A 19,094-nucleotide genomic window follows, 5' to 3' on the forward strand; every position below is an offset into this window, starting at 1 on the left:
CGCAGGATCGCGACCGATGAATATCCTGATCGTTCTCGCCCATCCACATTTGGGCAGCTTCAACCACGGCATCGCACAACGCATCGCGAGTGAGCTGGCCGCAGTCGGCCACACCGTTACGCTGCGCGACCTCTGCGCCGAGCGCTTCGACCCCAATTTCACCGAGGACGAGTTGCTGCGCGGCAACGTGGCGCCACCACTGATTCGCGAGCACGCGGATGCGGTCCTCGCGGCCGACGGCATCGTCGTCGTACACCCAAACTGGTGGGGCCAGCCGCCGGCCATTCTGAAAGGCTGGCTCGACCGCGTCCTCAGGCCGGGCGAGGCCTACTGCTTCGGTACCAACGACCGTGGCGAAGGCGTCGTTATCGGCCAACTCAAGGCCCGCGCCGCATTGGTTGTCACGACCTCAAACACCCCCCGCGAAGCGGAGCTCGAACGCTACGGCGATCCGCTCGACAACTTGTGGAAGCGCTGTGTTTGGGGTTTCTGCGGCATCGACAAGGTCGAGCGCATCAACTTCGAACCGGTGATCGGCAGTTCAGATGAATGCCGCAGCGCATGGCTGACTCAGTGCGCGCGACAAGCGCTGGCGCTATTTCCAAGCGCCGAGTAAGCCGCCCGAGCAAATCCTCAACACCCCAAACAAGGCCTGCCATGTGTGATCCCAAGCCCAACCCCGCATCCTCATCACTTCACGAAACCGTCTGCCGAATTACGCACGGCATCCCGTGCAAGGCAGCACATGGTCTTGGCGCAGCATTCAAGCGACTGATCGGGAGGCCCGCCACGGAAAAGGCGTGTTGTGGCGGGCACGAAAAGTCGGCCACTCGTAACAACGCTGGATGCGGAGGGCGCGGCGCCGGTGGCGAGCCGCATGCCTGTGGATGCGGCGCGAAGAACGGGCATGACACGGTGGGCGGCTAGGCCGAGCCGCTTCGTTCCATGCAGTGCGGTCGCCAAGCCCCGAGGTCGCATCGCGGCCGGCCGGCCGCTCACTCAAGCAGTGCCACGGCCTTGATCTGGGCCCACACCGCGAGGCCTGGCGTTAGGCCTAACTGACTGACAGCACGCCGGGTAAGCCTTGCGAACAGAGGAACGCCGGATGCGACGAGTCCGACCAGACACTGCGACGGATCGTCAGCCGGAACGATATCGCGAATAGTGCAGGCGAATCGGTTCTGGATGCTCGATGCGTTATCCCCGCTCAATGCGATGCTGACATCACGGGCGAGGATACGGACGCGCACCGATCGCCCCACGTTCAGCGGGCGTTGCGAAACCGCAATGTCGCCACCGGAAAAGCGCAGTTGAGTGAGATGCCATTGCTCATCGTGGCCCACGACCTCAGCGCTGATTACAACCCCGGCTTCGTGCTCCCGCGCGAGCGGCAGATCGAGCCGTGACAGCGCTTCGTCCAGCGGCGCACTAGCCAGCACCTTGCCCTGTTCGAGCAGCACCAGATGGTCTGCCAGGCGCGCGGCCTCCTCGACCTGGTGCGTCACGTAGAGCAACGGGATCTCAAGCTCGTCGTGCAGCCGTTCGAGGTAGGGCAGGATCTCCTGCTTGCGTGCCGCGTCCAAGGCAGAGAGCGGTTCGTCCATCAACAGCAGACGGGGTTGCGTAAGCAGGGCCCGCGCGATCGCGACGCGCTGCCGCTCGCCCCCGGACAACCGATCGGTGGCGCGGCCCAATAGATGCTCAATACCCAGCAAGGCGGCGACCTTTGGCAATGTCAGCACGCCACCCGTCGCCGCGGTGCGCTTGCTACCGTAGGCGAGGTTTCCGCGCACATCGAGATGCGGGAACAGGCTTGCTTCCTGGAATACGAAACCGATCGGACGACGCCAGGTCGGCAAGAAGTGAGACCGTTCTGTGTCTTGCCAGACTTCGCCATTGACCGACAGGTACGCGCTGGCCGCGCGCTCCAACCCTGCGACGCAGCGCAACAGTGTGGTCTTCCCCGATCCGGAATGGCCAAATAGCACCGTTACGCCGCGCCCGGGCAGCGCGAGATCCGCTTCGAGTTCGAAACCGGGGTATCGATGCTGCAAGCGCAGGCGTATCCGCTGTTCGCCAGTGGCCATATCAGCTGCGCCGAGCCTGCGGATTGAGGGTGTAGAGGAGCAGCAGCACGATGAACGAGAAGCCCACCATGCCAGCAGCGAGCCAGTGCGCGCGGGCATATTCGAGCGCTTCCACATGGTCGAAGATCTGCACAGACACCACGCGTGTCACACCCGGGATGTTGCCGCCGATCATCAACACGACACCGAATTCGCCCACGGTATGGGCGAAGCCGAGGATAGCGCCGGCGAGAAAACCTGGTCGCGCAAGCGGCACCACGACCGACCAGAACGCATCCCACGGCGAGGCACGCAAGGTGGCGGCCACTTCAAGCGGGCGCGGGCCGATGGCCTCCATGGCGTTCTGGATCGGCTGCACGACGAATGGCAGCGAATAGAACGTGGAAGCGACGACGAGCCCACCAAACGTGAATGGCAGCAGGCCGATGCCCAGCGCTTGCGTTGCTCGCCCCACCGGCCCGTCGGGTCCCATCAACAGCAACAGGTAGAAACCCAACACCGTGGGTGGCAACACGATAGGCATGGCGACCAGCGCACTCGCCACGCTGCGCCAGCGCGATCGTGTATGCGCAAGCCACCACGCAATCGGGGTCCCGAGCAGCAACAGCAGCAGCGTCACCGTTGCAGCAAGCTTGATGGTCAGCCAGATCGCCGACCAATCCTGGGATTCAAGCGCAGTCATGGGCGCCGCAATGGTCAAAGCCCATACCCGTAGGCCCTGATGACCGCCCTCGCTTTGTCGCCCTTCAGGTACTGAAGCAGGGCCAACGCAGCCGGCTTGTCAGCGCCACGAGCAAGCAGGACGGCATCCTGCCGGATTGGCGCGTAGAGAGACTCCGGCACGATCCAGGCCGAGCCGCTTACCAATGCGCCGTCTTTCCAGACTTGCGACAGCGCGAGCAGGCCCAGTTCGGCGTTGCCGCTCGCGACAAACTGGTAGGCCTGCGCGATGCTGTTGCCCTGCACCAGCTTCGCCTGCAATCCGGCGTGGAGACCGAGGCGGGTCAGCGCCTCGGTCGCGGCCTCACCGTAAGGCGCAGTCTTGGGGTTCGCGATCGCAAGCCGCTCGAAGTTTCCCTGCCGCAGTACGCCCCCCTTGTCGTCCACCACACCGGGCTTGGCACTCCAGAGAACCAACTTGCCGATCGCGTAGGTATAGCGCGTGGCGGCCACCGCGTTGCCTTCCCGCTCCAGGCGCGCGGGTGTCTCGTCGTCGGCCGCGAGCAGCAGGTCGAACGGGGCGCCGTTCTTGATCTGCGCATACAGTGCCCCGGTGGCGCCGGGAGACAGACGCACATGGTGGCCGCTGGCGCGCTCGAACTCGTCGGCGATCTGGCGCATCGGCGCCGAAAAATTGGCCGCAACGGCGACAGCCACTTCGTCCGCCCACGAGCGCGAACAAACCCCAAATACGGCGCACAGCACCACAATCGATCTGATCACCGGTATTGCTCTCCTGTCGTTCTGGCGCCGGGCCAAGGCGCTGGACGTGGCCAATCATAGCGAAGACAGCGGAAAGGATCAGTCTTCGGGCCCGAAACACACGGCAAGGTCGCTGCAATCGGCGCAATTGGGCGACTTGCAGATGGGTACCTCGGCGCGCAGGCACAGCTGACGGTAGAAGAATTTCTTCCACTTCATGTCGCGATCGTTGAGTGCCGCCAGGCTCGGAAAACGCAGATTGAGGATTGCCGACAGCTCGCGACGCGATGGCAAACCCATGTCCTGCCAAAGGTGTTCGTCACGTTGCGCGGCAGTCGCGATTGCCGCCGCGATCCACACCGAAAGTTCGTCGCGCGGTGAGGCGTGTTCGCACAGCAACGCAAACAGCTCGTCGAACTCATCGAAAGGGGCACTCGCGCTGCGACCATTTGTCAGCGGCACACCGGGCAGGCAACGGGCGCAAAGCGCAGCAAAAGCGGCATCGTCGAGGCCCCGAATCAACGGCTGCGCACCGATGCGCTGACTCTGGGCGATCGCGCAGGCGACGACGATCTGCTCGAGGGGCGGAACGACTTCGGCGAGATGTGAAAGGCTTGGTTCGGGTGCATTCATCGCGAACTCCTTTGCCCCCTCTTCAGCAAGGATCAGACCATCGCCGCACCAGCACGGCGGGCCGTCGTTTGGGCGGAGCGCACTGTGCAAATGCCGACAATTTGTCGCATTCGTCACCAGTGGCAGGCGCCGAAAACCTTGCGCTACCGGGCGTTTGCGGCGCGGGCACAGCGCTTGCAGGTGAGGCTGCACGATCCAGACAGGCATCTACCGTGAAAGCTTCCGAGATCACCGCCCTGCAGAATGAGCCCGCCTGCGCCCACAACGCCGGCGAGAAGAGCGGCTGCGCGCGCCCCAAGCCGGGTGCAACGGCCGGTGGCTGCAGCTTCGACGGCGCGCAGATCGCGCTGCTGCCGATTGCCGACGTCGCCCACATCGTGCACGGGCCGATCGGCTGCGCGGGCAATTCCTGGGACAACCGCGGCACACGATCCAGCGGCCCGGTGCTCTATCGCACAGGCATGACCACCGACCTCAGCGAGCAGGACGTGATCATGGGGCGCGGCGAGAAGAAGCTGTTTCACGCAATCAAGCAGGCGATCGACGAGCAGGCGCCCGCGGCCGTTTTTGTCTACGCCACCTGCGTCACGGCGCTCACCGGTGACGATCTCTCCGCGGTCTGCAAAGCGGCAGAAGCGCGCTGGGGCGTGCCGGTGGTGCCTGTCGATGCGGCGGGTTTCTACGGCAGCAAGAACCTCGGCAACCGCATCGCCGGCGAGACCATGCTCGATCATGTGATCGGCACGCGCGAGCCTGAGCCGGTTTCGGTGGCGTGGGTGCCGGGCCAGCGGGTACACGACGTGAGCCTGATCGGCGAATACAACATCGCCGGCGAGTTCTGGAATGTCGCGCCGCTGTTCGACGAACTCGGGCTGCGCATCATCGGCACCTTGTCGGGCGACGCCCGCTACCGCGAGGTGCAGACGCTGCATCGTGCCGAAGCCAGCATGGTGGTGTGCGCGAAAGCCCTCTTGAACGTGGCGCGCAAGCTCGAGAAGCGCTGGGGCGTGCCGTACTTCGAGGGCAGCTTCTACGGTGTCGCTGACACCTCGGAGGCGCTGCGCGCCTTTGCCGGCCTGCTGCGAGACGCGGATCTGAACGCGCGTACCGAGGCGCTGATCGCACGCGAGGAGGCGTGGATCAACGCAGCACTCGACCCGTGGCGCGCGCGCCTGCAAGGCAAACGGGTACTGCTCTACACCGGCGGCGTGAAGTCCTGGTCCATCGTCTCTGCTTTGCAAGACCTGGGGATGCAGGTGGTGGCCACTGGCACGAAGAAATCCACCGCCGAAGACAAGGCACGCATTCGCGACTTGATGGGCGAGGACGCGGTGATGATCGACGACGGCAGCCCCAAGGCGCTGCTCACCGCCTACAAGGACCTGCGCGCCGACATCCTCATCGCGGGCGGACGCAACCTTTACACCGCGCTGAAGGCGCGCATCCCCTTCCTCGACATCAACCAGGAACGCGAATTCGGTTATGCCGGATACCGCGGCATGCTCGAACTCGCGCGCCAGCTGGCGCTGAGCATCGAAAGCCCGGTTTGGGATGCGGTGCGCCGCCCAGCCCCATGGGCGCGCAGCAAGCTGGCCGGCACGCCGGTGGGAGCCTGACATGGCCGAAGTGATCAAACGCAGCAAGCCGCTCTCGGTCGATCCGCTGAAGACAAGCTCCACGCTCGGTGCGAGCCTCGCTTTCCTCGGCTTGCAACGGGCGATTCCGATGATGCACGGGTCACAGGGCTGCACCGCCTTCGGCAAGGTGTTTCTGGTGCGCCACTTCCGCGAGAGCATTCCGCTGCAGACCACGGCGATGGACCAGATCGCCACGGTGATGAGCGCCGACGAGAACGTCATCGAAGGCCTCAAGACGTTGTGCGAGAAGAGCCACCCGGATGTGATCGGCCTGCCCACGACCGGCATCGCCGAAACCCAGGGCAGCGACATCCACCGCCTGGTGCGCGAGTTCCGCGCCAGCCACCCGCAGTACGCACAGGTGGCCATCGTGCCGGTGAACACGCCCGACTACATCGGTAGTCTGGAAAGCGGTTTCGCGCTGGCGGTCGAGGCGATCATCCAGACGCTGGTGCCGCACACCCGCCATGCGGGCCGCCGGCGCCGTCAGGTGAACGTGCTCGCGTCGGCCGCGCTGACGCCGGGCGACATCGAGGTGATCCGCGATTGGTGCGAAGCGTTCGGGCTGCGCGCCGTGGTGCTGCCGGACCTTGGCGATTCACTCGACGGCCACCTGATCGAAGCCGAGCACTCACCGCTGACGCTCGGCGGTACGCCACGTGAAGAAATTGCCGCAATGGGCGACTCCGTCGCCACGCTGGTCATCGGCGATTCGCTCAAGCGCGCGGCCGACGAATTGCATCTGCGCACCGAAGTGCCCGACTTCCGATTCGACCACCTGATGGGGCTCGATGCCTGCGACCGTTTCACGCAAACGCTGGCGGAGATCTCCGGCATCACGGTCCCGGCACGGATCGAGCGACAACGTGCCCAACTGCAGGATGCCATGGTCGACAGTCACTTCATGACCGGCTTCCTCCGCGTGGGCATTGCAGGGGAGCCCGACCTGCTTGCGGGCATGACGGAATTCTTGACCAGCAATGGCTGTGAGGTCGTAACAGCCGTTGCCCCGGTGCGCGCCGAATCCCTCGTGCGCCTGCGCTGCGCCACCGTCCAGATTGGCGACCTGCAGGATCTTGAACAGGGAGCACAAAGCCAGCATGCCCAGTTGCTGGTTGGTAGCGCGCACCTTGCACCGTGCGCCGGGCGACTCGGTATTCCGCTGCTACGCGCAGGCTTCCCGCAATACGACCGGCTGGGCGGCTTTGCCCGCCCCTGGGTGGGCTACCGCGCAGCGCGGCAAGCCCTGTTCGACATCGCCAACCTCGTCCTGGAGCAACACCATGACATTCCGGCCTACCGATCCGTTTTTTGGTCAGGCGGACCCCGCGACCGCGAAGACCACCCTCTCCCTTCGCAAAGTCGCGCTGGCGTGGTCCGCCACTGACCCCGAGCCGGGCACGCTGCGGGTGGCATTCGCCAGCCGCGACCGCGTTCATGTCGACCAGCATTTCGGCGCCGCCGAAGGCTTCGTCATCTTCACGGTAGACGCTGAGCGTGCCCGGCTGGCGGGGGTGCTGGAATTCCCGCCCGAGAACATGGACGGCAATGAGAACAAGCTCGGCGAGCGGATCCGGGCGCTGGAGGGCTGCGCGGCGGTCTACTGCCTGGCAGTCGGCGGCTCGGCAGTGCGCCAGCTGCTGGCGGCCAACATCCAGCCGATCCGGCTCGAGAACGCTGCATCGATCGATCCGCTGCTCAACAGCATCCGCGACGCGATCAATGCGGGCGGCGTGCAATGGATAGACCGCCGCATTCATCGCGACACCGATGATTCGCGTTTCGAGCGCATGGCCGCCGAGGGTTGGCAGGAATGATGGAACGCACTGCACGCGTCATCGCGATCCACCCAGGGCATATGGACGTAGCCGTGCAGCCCGCTGCAGCCTGCAGCGCCTGCGGTGCGCGTAAAGCCTGCCAGGGCGAATCCGCAGATCGCGTATTCGCTCTGCCGCTCGCCCCTGGCGTCGTGCTCGGCGCCGAGGTGTCGCTCGCGCTTGAGGATCATCGCCTGCTGATGACTGCCGCCCTTGCCTACCTGGTGCCAGCGGTGGGCTGCGTGGTCGGCGCCGTACTCGGGCAGATACTCGGCCACGGCAACCTGACCGCCCTCGCAGGCGCCCTGACTGGCTTGTTCGCCGGCCTGCTCCCCGCGCGCGTATTGACCGCGCGCCTGGGCGACGACTGGAACCAGCCCGCCATACACAGTTGCAGTCCCCTCCCCCCTTCGGACAAGCGGAGCTCCGAATCATGACGACCACTACCACCGTGCCCGACCCGATCTTCGAAACCGACTTCATGCGCGAAATGCTGCGCCAGATGCGTGCGCTGGACAGCTATGGCGTGCACGACGGCAAGAGCGTTGAGCAGCTGCTTGCACCCTTCGTGCTGACCAAGGAAGCCCGCGCGGCAATTCCGCTGCTGGGCGATCCGGATGAAGTCACGCTCGCTCGTGTGCGTGCCTTCTACAACGCCATCGCGGTGCTGATCGAAAAGGAATGCGGAAACATGGCCGTGCCGCTGGTGCATCTGTCGCACGAAGGCTTCGGCCGCGTGATCATCACCGTGGGCAAGCTCGTTGCACTGGATCGCAGCCTGCGCGATGTGCATCGCTTCGGCTTCGATTCCTTCTCGAAGATGAAGACGGAAGCGGACAAGCAGCTCGCCGTGGCGATCGAACTCGTTGGCCGCCACCCGGACGTGGCCGGCCTGTGAGCGCTGCCATGGACAGCCCGACACTCGAATCGCTGGAAAAGGACGTCCGCCGCTTGCGGCGCATCGCATCCGAATGGGCAGGCCAACTGCATGACCTGGTCGAGGATCGACTTCCCGCCGCGTTCCACGAGATTCCCGGCATCTCGCAATCCACCTACGACGCGTGCCAAGCCTGGGCCGAAGCGGAAGCCCGGTTGCGCGCGGCACGTACTGAACACCCCTTGTGAGTCACCCCCCCTTCTCACCATCACAGGAGCAACACCATGTCTGACATTACCGGTATCACCCGCGGCGGCACCCCATGGACGCCTGAATTTGCTGTCGAGCTCGATGCAAAAAAGTGCATCGGCTGCGGCCGCTGCTACAAGGTCTGCACGCGTGACGTGCTGGAACTGATCGATAGGAGCGAAGACGATCTGCCCGAAGACGACGATGACGACGACAGCGAGAGCATCTCGTCCGTGATGTCGCTCGCCGACCCGATGGACTGCACCGGCTGCGGTGCATGCAGCCGCGTTTGCCCCAAGGCTTGTTTCACACACAGCGCGATGCCGCTGGCAGCCTGACGCCCGCCCCGCCTCACCCGCACCGGCCGCATTGATTGCGGCCGGTGGCGCTTCATCCGCGGCCCGACCGCCGATCACGCCGCTGCGGCGCCTTCCCCACAGCGCCTTGTCGCAAGTCCGACAATCGCGCCACGCTCGCCCGCCCTAGCCCTTTCCGCACAGGCCTTTGCGAGCGACGAGCTCACTTGGCACACGCTTTGCAGTAGCACCTTGCAAGCACCGTTCAGCGCGGTGCGCCCTCAAAGTCGTCAAGGAGCCTGCCATGTGGGACTACACCGAAAAGGTCAAGGAACACTTCTTCAACCCACGCAACGCCGGCCCGCTGGAACAAGCGAATGCGGTTGGTGATGTCGGCTCCATCCAGTGCGGTGACGCACTTCGCCTGATGCTGGATGTCGACCCGGAAACCGAGATCATCCGCGATGCGCGCTTCCAGACCTTCGGCTGCGGCTCGGCGATTGCGTCGAGCTCGGCGCTCACGGAGATCGTCAAGGGCAAAACCCTGGACGAAGCACTCAAGGTCAGCAACCAGGACATCGCCGCCTTTCTCGATGGGCTGCCACCGGAAAAGATGCACTGCTCGGTGATGGGCCGCGAAGCGCTGCAAGCCGCGATTGCGAACTACCGCGGCGAGGCATGGAAGGACGACCACGAAGAAGGCGAGTTGATCTGCAAGTGCTACGCGATCGATTCGGCGCTGATCGAACGGGTGGTGCGCGAGAACGGCCTCACGACACTCGAACAGGTAACCCACTTCACCAAGGCTGGCGGGGCCTGTGCGTCGTGCCACGAGAAGATCGAGGACGTGCTGATCTCGATCGTCGCCGCTCGTTGCGAAGCCGGCGCAATCGAGGCAGCTCCGGCCGCCGCCGCGCCGGCACCGATCGACACCGTTGCTGCCGAGAAACCGCGCATGACCAACCTCCAGCGCATGCGCAAGATCGAAGAAATCATCGAATCGGTGCGCCCGATGCTGCAGAACGACCATGGCGACATCGAGATCGTCGACATCGTCGGCAAGAACATCTACGTGAACCTCAAAGGCGCCTGCATGGGTTGCGCGCTCGAAGCCGCCACGCTTGGGGCGATCCAGCAAAAGCTGTTCGAAGAGCTGGGCGAATACGTGCGCCTGCTGCCCGCAAGCCAACTCGAGATGGCGCGCTGAGCGCACCAAGAAGCCAATCCGACCCCCTACGGAGCGCCCGACATGAAACCGATCTATCTCGACAACAACGCCACCACGCCGTGTGACCCCGCCGTGGTCGCTGCCATGCTGCCCTTCTTTACCGAACAGTTCGGCAACGCATCATCGATTCACAGTTTCGGCAATCAGGTGGGCGTTGCGCTCAAGAAGGCGCGCGCGCAGATCCAGGCCTTGCTGGGCGCCGAGCACGACTCGGAGATCATCTTTACATCCGGCGGCACCGAGTCGGACAACACGGCAATTCTCTCCGCGCTCAAAGCGCAGCCAGAGCGCAACCAGGTCATCACTACCGTCGTCGAACACCCAGCCGTGCTCGCCTTCTGCGACCGGCTCGAGAAGGAAGGCTACGTCGTGCATAAGCTGCGGGTGGATGGTCGTGGCCGCCTCGACATGGACGAGTACCGCGCGCTGCTGACCGACCGGGTCGCGATCGTTTCGGTGATGTGGGCCAACAACGAAACGGGCACGATCTTCCCGGTCGAGGAGATGGCCGAGTACGCCCACGCGCGCGGTATCCAGTTCCATACCGACGCCGTACAGGCGGTCGGCAAGCTGCCGATCGACCTGAAGCGCACGAAGATCGACATGCTCTCGCTATCGGGCCACAAGCTGCATGCGCCCAAGGGTATCGGTGTGCTCTACCTGCGCCGCGGCACACGTTTTCGCGCGCTGCTGCACGGTGGCCAGCAGGAACGCAGCCGCCGCCCTGGCACCGAAAACGCACCGGGCATCATCGCGCTGGGCAAGGCAGCCGAACTCGCCATGCAACACATGGAGACCGAGAACACGGACGTCCGCTTCCTGCGCGACAAGCTTGAGAAAGGCATTCTCGCGCGCGTGCCGCGCGCCTTCCCGAACGGCGATCTCCACTGCCGGCTACCGAACACCAGCAACATTGCGTTCGAGTTCGTCGAGGGCGAAGGCATCCTGCTGTTGTTGAACAAGCTGGGTATCGCGGCCTCCAGCGGATCGGCCTGTACTTCGGGCTCGCTCGAACCCTCGCATGTGATGCGTGCGATGGGTATCCCCTACACCGCGGCGCACGGCAGCATCCGCTTCTCGCTGTCGCGCTACAACACGCTTGACGAGATCGAACGCGTCATCGAGGCAGTGCCGCCGATCATTGCGCAGTTGCGCAAGATCTCGCCCTACTGGAACGAGAGCGGTCCAATCGAAGACCCGGACAAGCTGTTCCAACCCGCCTACGCCTGATTTGCGCAACGCAACGGAGACCGCGATGCCCGCATTCGTCACCGTTAATGACACAACCCTGCGCGACGGCGAGCAGACCGCAGGGGTTGCATTCAGTCGCGCCGAGAAGCTGGATGTAGCCCGCAGGCTCGACGCCCTCGGCGTGCCGGAAATGGAAGTCGGCATCCCGGCAATGGGCGAGCACGAGCGTGCCAGCATCCGCGCGATCGCGGCCCTTGGCCTGCACGCACGCCTGATGGTGTGGGCGCGGCTCACGGAGTCGGACGTGCGCGCCTGCGCAGGGCTTGGCGCGCATCTGATCGACATCTCCGCACCAGCCTCCGACCAACACCTGGCCCGCAAACTCGGCCGGTCGCGTGAATGGTTGCTTGGCGAGATCGCTCGTCTGGTGCCACTCGCGCGCGGCGTCGGGCTGGGCGTTTCGATCGGGCTGGAAGACGCGTCGCGCGCGGACCTTGGGTTTCTCGTTCGCATCGCCCAGGTCGCCGAGGCTGCCGGTGCCATCCGGCTCCGCTTCGCCGACACGCTCGGCGTCATGGAGCCCTTCGGCGTACGGCGGGCGATTCGCACGCTCAAACGCCACTGCGGCCTGCAGATCGAGATGCATGCGCACAACGACCTGGGCATGGCCACCGCGAACACGCTGGCCGCTGCCCGCGCCGGCGCGACGCATGTGAACACCACCGTGAACGGCTTGGGTGAGCGCGCCGGCAACGCTGCGCTGGAGGAAGTCGTGCTCGGCCTCGGTCAGTGTTACGGCATATCGACCGGCATCGATCTGACCGCATTTCCGGTGCTCGCGGAACGCGTCGCCGCCGCATCCGGGCGACCGATTCCCGCGCAGAAGAGCCTGACCGGCGCCAACGTCTTCACCCACGAAGCCGGCATCCATGTCGACGGCCTTCTGAAGGATCCGAGCAACTATCAGGGTTTCGACCCCGCATTGGTCGGCCGCTCGCACCGCGTCGTGCTTGGCAAGCATTCCGGCAAGGGTGCGGTGAAGTCAGTCTTCGCCCGCCTGGGCCACCCGCTCGGCGACACGGAAGCCGACGCCCTGCTTGGCCGGGTACGGCAGTTCGTTGTTGCGACCAAGCGCGCCCCCAACGACGACGATCTGATGCGCCTGTTTGACAGCGCCACCCCCAAGCCACTGCCCTGCTGAACGAACGCGAGGACACCATGCACGCCCCCTCCCCCACGCTGGCCGACGACCTTGCCGAACTCGAAACGATCGAGGACTTCCTCGCCTACTTCGGTATCCCGTACGAACGTTCGGTAGTGCAAATCAACCGGCTGCACATCCTGCAGCGCTTCCACGACTACCTGCGCAGTGCCGACGAGCCGCCGGTCTACGAGCAGTGGCACGAGCGCCTCGCTCGCGCCTACGACGACTACCTGAACTCGGACGCGATCACGCAAGGCGTGTTCCGCGTCTTCAAGCGCGCCCGTGGCATCTCCACCGTGCAGCTCAGCGACATCGGGCGGGCCCCGCGATGAACCCGCAGTTCGAACTTGGCGATGTGGTGCGAGTCGTGCGCAACGTGCGCGACGACGGCACCTTTCCCGGCGCCACCCGCGGCGATCTGCTCGTGCGCCGAGGCAGCCTCGGGCATGTGGTCGACGTCGGCACCTTCCTGATGGATCAGATCATCTACTCGGTCCATTTTCTGGACGCCAAACGGATTGTCGGCTGCCGCGAGGAAGAACTGCTCCCCGCTGGCGCCCCTTGGGCGGAATCTCAGTTCGAGACGCGGGAACGGGTGCGCAACCTGAAAGCACTGTCTGTCGACGGCGAGGTACGGGTGCCCGTTGGCGCGGTGGGCGAAGTGCTCAAAGTGATTCGCGATGTCGCCGACGACATCGCCTACCACATCCATTTCCCGGTGTTCCCTGGCCGCACGCTCCAGGTGCGCGAGCGCACCCTTGGCCCGGTCACACCAGCGATTCAGGAGACGAGTGATGCCTGACGCCACCACAAGCCAAGCTGTTGCACACGCCCCGTCGCGCTACCTCACGATCAAGCATGCGCAGGCCTTGTTCCAGCAAGCGCCCGACGCGCTGTCCGATGCACAACGCGCACGCGTCGACGAAGTGGTGGCGCGCCAGCTGGCGATCGAGCAGCGTGTGCTGATGAGCGACGAAGCCCGCCGTGTCGTGGTCAGCAGCAACATGGTGGACGCTGGCGTAACCGAGGTCATGTCGCGCTTTGAAAGCGAGGCGGACTTCGTCTGCACACTCGCAAAACAGGGGCTCACGCAAGCCGCGCTGCGCGAAGAGCTGACGCGCGACATGACCGTCGAAGCGGTGCTCGATGCGGTGTCCGCCAACGTCCCGCCGGTCAGCAAGCAAGACATCGAAATCTTCTACCGCCTGCATGCCGATCGCTTCCACACACCGGAGCGTCGCACGGTCAGGCACATCCTCATCACGATCAACGACGACCTTGCCGGCAGCGGCCGGGTCGCCGCGCGTGCGCGTATCGACCAGATAAGGGCTCAGTGCGCGCGCGATCCGGAGCAGTTTGCGAAGCAGGCCTTGCGCCATTCGGAGTGTCCGACGGCGATGCAAGGCGGTCTGCTCGGTCCGGTCACGCGCGGCCAGCTGTTCCCGGCGCTCGATGCAGCCCTGTTCTCGATGGCGACAGGCGAGCTATCCGGCGTACTCGAGTCGCCGATGGGCTTTCACATCCTGTGTTGCGATCACATCCGCCCCGCGGGGCGTGTGCCGCTGGCAAAGGTGCGCGACAAGATCCGCGTGCAGATTCTGGGCACGCGCCGCGCTCACTACCAGAGGCAGTGGCTGCGTGGCCTGATCGCCCGAAAGTAGCGTCGCAATAGCGGCGTCAGCCCTTGCGCACGGTGGGGCCTGTTCCGCGGGCGCGCCAGTGCCAAGACGCACGCACAAGCACACACTCACGCACGCGCACACACCCACGCGGCCGCGTTGCGGCGCCCATTTCACGCTTTGGCTAAATGACGCAATTGCAGGTCGGCCAACGCACGCAACGCGTGCCTCAAGTGTGGCGTGGCGCGCGTCGGGCTGTTTGCGGAATTCAGGCGACGTGCCCATCGGGCCACCAAGGTGGGCATGCCAGCCAGGACCAAGGCCGTTCGCCTCGTGAGAGCCGGCGATTCGGGCGCGCTCGCTTTTGATGCGAAGCTCGGCAAGATGGTTGCGTCTGTGCGCTCCGATGTCCTCAAGCGGGAAGCAACAATTGCGATTAGGCGTCCGCGGTGGCTATGGCGTGCCCTTCGCGTTCGAGCATGAGGTGATACCGGCCAAGGGCTGACGCGCGGCCCGAAAGCCTCCCCACATCCACGCATTAGCCCGACCCACTCAGTCGTGGATCGGGCAGGCGATAGGTCATTCGGCCGGCTTGCAGCGACAAGCCATTGTTTGGCGGAGTGCTGCAGCAAGAACTCGCCCGACGATCAGGCTTCGTCGCTGTCCAGCTCGAAGCCCGGGCGCCGCGGCACAGTCATTGGATCGCACTGGATCGGGCGATAGATCTCCACCCGGTCACCCGCCCGCAGCGGCGCATCGAGCTTGACGGCCTTGCCGAAGATGCCGACCCGCTGGCTCGCGAGGTCGATGTGCGGGAACTGTGCGTAGATACCGGACTCCTCGATCGCGTCCCGTACCCGCGTGCCCTCTTCCACTTCGATGTTGAGCCAAGCCTGCCGGCCCGGCTCTGCGTAAGCGATGGATACTTTCATGTTGCCTCCCGGTTAAGCGCCACAGTGACTGGGTTGGGTGACAGCGCCACAGGCCCTGCTTGCGTCGCGCCGCATTTCGATCCGTTTGCGCAGTGCCAGCAACAACCCCAGCGTGAGGAAGCCGCCTGGCGGCAGAATCATCATCAGCGTGCCGCCATAACCCGGCAGCACCCGCGTTTCGAGGAAGGCGAAGTGCGGTCCGAGGAGCAGGCTGGCCTGCGAGAACAGCGTGCCACTACCGATGATTTCGCGCACAACGCCGATCGAAGTCAGCGCCGCGGTGAAGCCCAGCCCCATGAAGAGTCCATCGGCACCCGACGCGAGCACGCCGTTCTTGCACGCAAAGGCTTCCGCACGCCCAAGGATTGCGCAGTTGGCGACGATGAGCGCGATGTAGAGACCCAACACCTTGTAAAGGTCGTGCATCCAGGCGTTGAGACCAAGATCCACCAGCGTCACGATGGTCGCGATGATTGCGATGAACACCGGGATGCGGACCTGCTCGGTCACCACACCACGCACGGAAGACACGGCCATGTTGCTCACCACCAGCACCGCGGTGGTTGCGAGCCCCATGCCGAGCCCGTTCGTGGCGGTCGAAGTCAGCGCCATCGTCGGGCACATGCCGAGGATCTGCGCGAGTACCACGTTCTGATCCCAGAGCCCGTTACGGATGATGTCTTTGGTTTTCATGGGAGCCTCGTCTCAGTGTTCGGCGTAGATTGCCGCGTGGTTGGCCTGGTGGAATTCGAGCGCTTCCTTCACCGCCTTCACAACGCCGCGCGGGGTGATCGTGGCGCCGGCAAACTGGTCGAAGTCACCGCCGTCCTTCTTCACCAGCCAGCGCGCGGTCGTCAGCGCCTTGCCTTCGAAGGCGTGCACCCAATCCGACTTTGCAACTTCGATCTTGTCACCCAGGCCCGGTGTTTCCGCATGGCGCAGCACACGTACGCCCTGCACGACACCTTCGCGTGAGATCCCGACCAGGATCACGATCGGGCCGGCGTATCCGATAGAGCTTGTCTTGAACACGGCGCCCTGCTGCACGCCGGCCTTGCTGGCCTTGTGCACTTCGACATCGAGCCCGGCGCGATCTTTGACGAGAACGACGTCCGCCAGCAGGTTGTTGTCGTTGAAGCCGGCGGGCAGCACCTGCCGTAGCGAGGCTTCAAGATCCTGCTCTTCGGCGATATGGATCGCCGGCGCGGTGAAACCGTTGGCCACCACCAGCGCCGCCGCAGTCAGCGTGCTGAATAGCGCCAGCAACACGCCCTGATAACTGATGCCTTCTCGCAGCGCGGCGACGTTCATTTCGATTTTCCTTTCTGCACGGACGCTGGTTTTCCAGTGAAGGTGCGGCCGTAGACCCGGGGCTTGATGAGACGGTCGATCGCCGGTGTCAGCGCATTCATGAGCAGCACCGCAAACGCAACCCCTTCCGGATAGCCGCCGTAGGTGCGGATCACCCAGGTCAGCAGACCGCAGCCCAGACCGAACACCACCTGTCCGGCTCGCGTGCTTGGCGAGGTGACGTAGTCAGTCGCGATGAAGAAGGCGCCGAGCATCGCGCCGCCAGACATCAGGTGCGTGGTCCAGTCGATGTAGCGCGCCGGGTCGACCGCATGCCCGATCGCAGCCGGAACCGCGATTGCGGCGAGCATCGCCACCGGGACATGCCAGGTGATGATGCGCATCGTGAGCAACGCCACCCCACCGGCTGCGATCAGCCAGGTCGAGGTCTCGCCAAGGCTGCCAACGCGGGCGCCGACCCAGTTGAAGGCATGGCCCGGCAACTCGGTATGCAGCAGATCAACACCGCGTGCAAGGTCAGTCTTCGCATGGCCCAGCAGCGTGGCGCTGCTCATGGCGTCGGGGACCGGGATATGGCCGAGCGTGATGAGCAGACCATCAAGCAGGCCGGGCGCTCCCGCCGGTACGACCCAGTAGGTCATCTGCACCGGGAAGGAAACCAGCAGCGCGATCCGCGCAATCATCGCGGGGTTGAACAGGTTGTTGCCCAGCCCGCCGAAGACCTGTTTGCCGAGCGTTGTCGCAAAGAGCCCACCGACGACACCGATCCACCACGGCGCCCAGGGCGGGAGCGAAAGCGCGAGCAGCCAACCAGTCAGCAGCGCGGACCCGTCCTTGAGCAAAGGCGCGGGATCGCGCCCCGCCCAACGCAGGCACACCGCCTCACCGGCCAGCGCTGAGGCAATGGTGATGAGCCAAAGCCAGAAGGCGGGCGAGCCGAAGAGCCAGAACCCATAGACCGTGGCCGGTACCAGGGTCGCGACAACCTTGAGCATCACGACGCTGACCGATTCGCCGGCCCGTGCATGCGGCGACGCCACAGTTTGAAGAATCATGCTTTGGGCGCTCATGCGCTGGCCCCTCCTGCGGTGTTGGCGGATGCTGAAGTTGCGGCCTGCTGCGCAGCTGCCTGTTGTGCAGCGCGCTCGGCCTTTCGCCGTGCAGCGGCTTCAACGCGCTCGCGTGCCTCGCGTTCGAGACGCTCCTTGCGCGCCTGCGCAAGGCCTTTCGTGAACTCGGTGCGCTTCTTCTGCTGCGCGCGTTTCCAGACCTCGCCCTTGGCGTGATAGAAGGTCTGCACCAACGGCACATGCGATGGGCACACGTAGGCGCAACAGCCGCAGGCCAGGCAATCGTCGAGGCCCTTGGCCTCCGCCTTGTCGTACTCGCCAGCATGGATGTGGGCCGATAGCTCCAGCGGCAGCAGCCCCATCGGGCAGGCCTTCACGCAGGAACCGCAGCGAATGCAGGCCGAAGGAGCGGTGTCGGTGATCTCGCCCGCTGTCAGCGCCAGAATGCCGCCGCAGCCCTTCACAGTCGGCACCTGCGCATGCGGCAAGGCCACGCCCATCATCGGGCCGCCCATGACCAGCCTTGCAGGGGTTTCCTTCAGGCCGACAAAGCGCAGCAGGTCTTCGATCAGGACGCCGATCGGCGCCAGGACGTTGCCCGGTTGTGCCACCGCACCGCCATTGACCGTAACGATGCGGCGATAGAGCGGCTCGCCGACCCGCACGGCACGGTGGATGGCAGCGCAGGTACTGACGTTGTTGACCAGCACGCCGATGCTCGCGGTACGCGCGCCGGAGGGCACTTCCTTGCCGGTGAGCACCTGCACCAATTGGCGGTCGGAACCCATCGGGTAGCGCGCCGGCACCGGGCGAATCTCGATCGAGGCAAAACCCTCGGCCGCCTTGCGCATCGCTGCGGTGGCCTCGGGTTTGTTGTCCTCGATGCCCACCAGTGCTTTGGTCGCGCCGGTGGCGTGCATCAGGATTCGCACGCCATCGATCACTTCGTCGGCGCGCACCCGCATCACGCTGTCGTCGCTTGAAAGATACGGCTCGCACTCGCCACCGTTGATGATCAAGGTATGCACCGAGAGCTTGAGGCCCAGTTGCGCCTTGGGGGCCGACGGGAAGGTCGCGCCGCCGAGGCCGACGATGCCCGCATCCGCAATGCGCTGGGACACCTCCGCCGGCGTGAGGCTGAACGGATCAACTTGCGGCGTGAGCGGCTCGCCAGCTTCGTCCTTGCCGTCCAGCTCGATCGTGATCGCGGCAAAGGGCAAGCCGGACGGATGCGGCGCAGTCACCTCGCCGATCGCGCTGATCACGCCGGAGCTTGGGGAATGAACGGGCGCCGACACATTGCCTTGCGCGGCAGCGATCAGCTGGCCACGCAGCACGCGCTCCCCGACCTTTACAACCGGCAACGCCGGCGCACCCACGTGCTGCAACAGCGGCACACACAACCTTTCGGGCAGCGGCATCACTCGCAGCGGCACGTCGGCAGCTGGCCGCTTGTGGTCGTCGTGCGGATGTACGCCCCAGCGCACACCATTCAGAAGTTCACGCAATCCCATCTTGCTA

At 64.9% G+C, this 19,094-nt stretch carries 23 protein-coding genes; 14 read left to right on the plus strand and 9 right to left on the minus strand.

Annotation, left to right across the window (positions count from 1 at the left end):
• The first annotated feature begins 16 nt into the window (after nt 1–16).
• Nucleotides 17–616 (plus strand): NAD(P)H-dependent oxidoreductase, encoded by a 600-nt coding sequence (locus GGR36_RS05295; protein ID WP_183632643.1) that lies wholly within the window; start codon nt 17–19, stop codon nt 614–616.
• A 379-nt stretch (nt 617–995) separates the two neighbouring features.
• Here the strand turns inward: GGR36_RS05295 and modC are convergent, their stop codons facing one another.
• The 4 genes from modC to GGR36_RS05315 all read right to left on the minus strand — a co-directional run bounded on the left by modC (nt 996) and on the right by GGR36_RS05315 (nt 4,142).
• The gene (gene modC, locus GGR36_RS05300) at nt 996–2,087 is read right to left on the minus strand and encodes a molybdenum ABC transporter ATP-binding protein (RefSeq protein WP_183632645.1); all 1,092 of its coding nucleotides are present in this window, start codon (nt 2,085–2,087) and stop codon (nt 996–998) included.
• Nucleotide 2,088: 1 nt separating this feature from the next.
• Nucleotides 2,089–2,769: a molybdate ABC transporter permease subunit gene (modB, locus tag GGR36_RS05305; RefSeq protein WP_183632653.1), complete on the minus strand. Its 681-nt coding sequence runs from the start codon at nt 2,767–2,769 to the stop codon at nt 2,089–2,091.
• A gap of 14 nt (nt 2,770–2,783) precedes the next feature.
• Nucleotides 2,784–3,527, minus strand: coding sequence for a molybdate ABC transporter substrate-binding protein (modA, locus tag GGR36_RS05310; RefSeq protein WP_183634907.1), 744 nt, complete (start codon nt 3,525–3,527; stop codon nt 2,784–2,786).
• An 81-nt stretch (nt 3,528–3,608) separates the two neighbouring features.
• Nucleotides 3,609–4,142 carry a nitrogen fixation protein NifQ gene (locus GGR36_RS05315; protein ID WP_183632654.1) on the minus strand — a complete coding sequence of 178 codons (534 nt, stop codon included), beginning with the start codon at nt 4,140–4,142 and terminating at the stop codon, nt 3,609–3,611.
• A 212-nt stretch (nt 4,143–4,354) separates the two neighbouring features.
• On the opposite strand from GGR36_RS05315, the gene nifE reads away from it, so the two are divergent.
• From nifE to nifM, 13 genes are all read left to right on the plus strand, one after another.
• Nucleotides 4,355–5,758, plus strand: a complete 1,404-nt coding sequence (nifE, locus tag GGR36_RS05320; RefSeq protein ID WP_183632657.1) for a nitrogenase iron-molybdenum cofactor biosynthesis protein NifE — start codon at nt 4,355–4,357, stop codon at nt 5,756–5,758.
• 1 nt (nt 5,759) lies between these two features.
• Nucleotides 5,760–7,166 (plus strand): nitrogenase iron-molybdenum cofactor biosynthesis protein NifN, encoded by a 1,407-nt coding sequence (gene nifN, locus GGR36_RS05325; RefSeq protein ID WP_183632659.1) that lies wholly within the window; start codon nt 5,760–5,762, stop codon nt 7,164–7,166.
• A gap of 22 nt (nt 7,167–7,188) precedes the next feature.
• On the plus strand, nt 7,189–7,596 hold the full coding sequence (locus GGR36_RS05330) for a NifB/NifX family molybdenum-iron cluster-binding protein (RefSeq protein WP_338086623.1): 408 nt from the start codon (nt 7,189–7,191) through the stop codon (nt 7,594–7,596).
• Nucleotides 7,593–8,033: a SoxR reducing system RseC family protein gene (locus GGR36_RS05335; RefSeq protein ID WP_183632661.1), complete on the plus strand. Its 441-nt coding sequence runs from the start codon at nt 7,593–7,595 to the stop codon at nt 8,031–8,033. The genes GGR36_RS05330 and GGR36_RS05335 overlap by 4 nt, the downstream gene beginning before the upstream one ends.
• Nucleotides 8,030–8,494, plus strand: a complete 465-nt coding sequence (locus GGR36_RS05340) for a NifX-associated nitrogen fixation protein (RefSeq protein ID WP_183632663.1) — start codon at nt 8,030–8,032, stop codon at nt 8,492–8,494. The genes GGR36_RS05335 and GGR36_RS05340 overlap by 4 nt, the downstream gene beginning before the upstream one ends.
• 8 nt (nt 8,495–8,502) lie before the next feature.
• Nucleotides 8,503–8,721, plus strand: coding sequence for a CCE_0567 family metalloprotein (locus GGR36_RS05345; protein ID WP_172202867.1), 219 nt, complete (start codon nt 8,503–8,505; stop codon nt 8,719–8,721).
• 36 nt (nt 8,722–8,757) lie between these two features.
• Entirely contained in the window at nt 8,758–9,060 is a 303-nt protein-coding gene (fdxB, locus tag GGR36_RS05350) for a ferredoxin III, nif-specific (protein ID WP_183632665.1), read from the plus strand.
• 262 nt (nt 9,061–9,322) lie between these two features.
• Nucleotides 9,323–10,225, plus strand: coding sequence for a Fe-S cluster assembly protein NifU (gene nifU, locus GGR36_RS05355; protein WP_183632667.1), 903 nt, complete (start codon nt 9,323–9,325; stop codon nt 10,223–10,225).
• Nucleotides 10,226–10,267: 42 nt separating this feature from the next.
• Nucleotides 10,268–11,476 carry a cysteine desulfurase NifS gene (gene nifS / locus GGR36_RS05360; RefSeq protein ID WP_183632669.1) on the plus strand — a complete coding sequence of 403 codons (1,209 nt, stop codon included), beginning with the start codon at nt 10,268–10,270 and terminating at the stop codon, nt 11,474–11,476.
• A 25-nt stretch (nt 11,477–11,501) separates the two neighbouring features.
• Nucleotides 11,502–12,638: a homocitrate synthase gene (nifV, locus tag GGR36_RS05365; RefSeq protein ID WP_183632671.1), complete on the plus strand. Its 1,137-nt coding sequence runs from the start codon at nt 11,502–11,504 to the stop codon at nt 12,636–12,638.
• A 17-nt stretch (nt 12,639–12,655) separates the two neighbouring features.
• A complete protein-coding gene (gene nifW / locus GGR36_RS05370) occupies nt 12,656–12,973 on the plus strand; it encodes a nitrogenase-stabilizing/protective protein NifW (protein ID WP_172202872.1) in 318 nt (105 codons plus the stop codon).
• Nucleotides 12,970–13,443, plus strand: a complete 474-nt coding sequence (locus tag GGR36_RS05375) for a nitrogen fixation protein NifZ (RefSeq protein WP_183632673.1) — start codon at nt 12,970–12,972, stop codon at nt 13,441–13,443. The genes nifW and GGR36_RS05375 overlap by 4 nt, the downstream gene beginning before the upstream one ends.
• The gene (gene nifM / locus GGR36_RS05380) at nt 13,436–14,302 is read left to right on the plus strand and encodes a nitrogen fixation protein NifM (protein ID WP_183632675.1); all 867 of its coding nucleotides are present in this window, start codon (nt 13,436–13,438) and stop codon (nt 14,300–14,302) included. Before GGR36_RS05375 ends, nifM begins: the two co-directional genes overlap by 8 nt.
• Nucleotides 14,303–14,907: 605 nt before the next feature.
• On the opposite strand, the gene GGR36_RS05385 is transcribed toward nifM, so the two are convergent.
• From GGR36_RS05385 to rsxC, 5 genes are read right to left on the minus strand one after another with little or no spacing between them, the layout of a single operon-like run.
• Nucleotides 14,908–15,192 carry an RnfH family protein gene (locus GGR36_RS05385; RefSeq protein ID WP_183632677.1) on the minus strand — a complete coding sequence of 95 codons (285 nt, stop codon included), beginning with the start codon at nt 15,190–15,192 and terminating at the stop codon, nt 14,908–14,910.
• Nucleotides 15,193–15,204: 12 nt separating this feature from the next.
• Complete coding sequence (locus GGR36_RS05390; RefSeq protein ID WP_183632679.1) at nt 15,205–15,885, minus strand: electron transport complex subunit E; 681 nt, start codon at nt 15,883–15,885, stop codon at nt 15,205–15,207.
• A 12-nt stretch (nt 15,886–15,897) separates the two neighbouring features.
• Nucleotides 15,898–16,503 (minus strand): electron transport complex subunit RsxG, encoded by a 606-nt coding sequence (rsxG, locus tag GGR36_RS05395; RefSeq protein WP_183632681.1) that lies wholly within the window; start codon nt 16,501–16,503, stop codon nt 15,898–15,900.
• Nucleotides 16,500–17,573 carry an RnfABCDGE type electron transport complex subunit D gene (locus GGR36_RS05400; RefSeq protein WP_207064300.1) on the minus strand — a complete coding sequence of 358 codons (1,074 nt, stop codon included), beginning with the start codon at nt 17,571–17,573 and terminating at the stop codon, nt 16,500–16,502. Before GGR36_RS05400 ends, rsxG begins: the two co-directional genes overlap by 4 nt.
• Nucleotides 17,570–19,087 (minus strand): electron transport complex subunit RsxC, encoded by a 1,518-nt coding sequence (gene rsxC, locus GGR36_RS05405; RefSeq protein WP_183632683.1) that lies wholly within the window; start codon nt 19,085–19,087, stop codon nt 17,570–17,572. Before rsxC ends, GGR36_RS05400 begins: the two co-directional genes overlap by 4 nt.
• Nucleotides 19,088–19,094: the final 7 nt, after the last annotated feature.

This window comes from Niveibacterium umoris (genome assembly GCF_014197015.1).
Lineage (GTDB): Bacteria > Pseudomonadota > Gammaproteobacteria > Burkholderiales > Rhodocyclaceae > Niveibacterium > Niveibacterium umoris.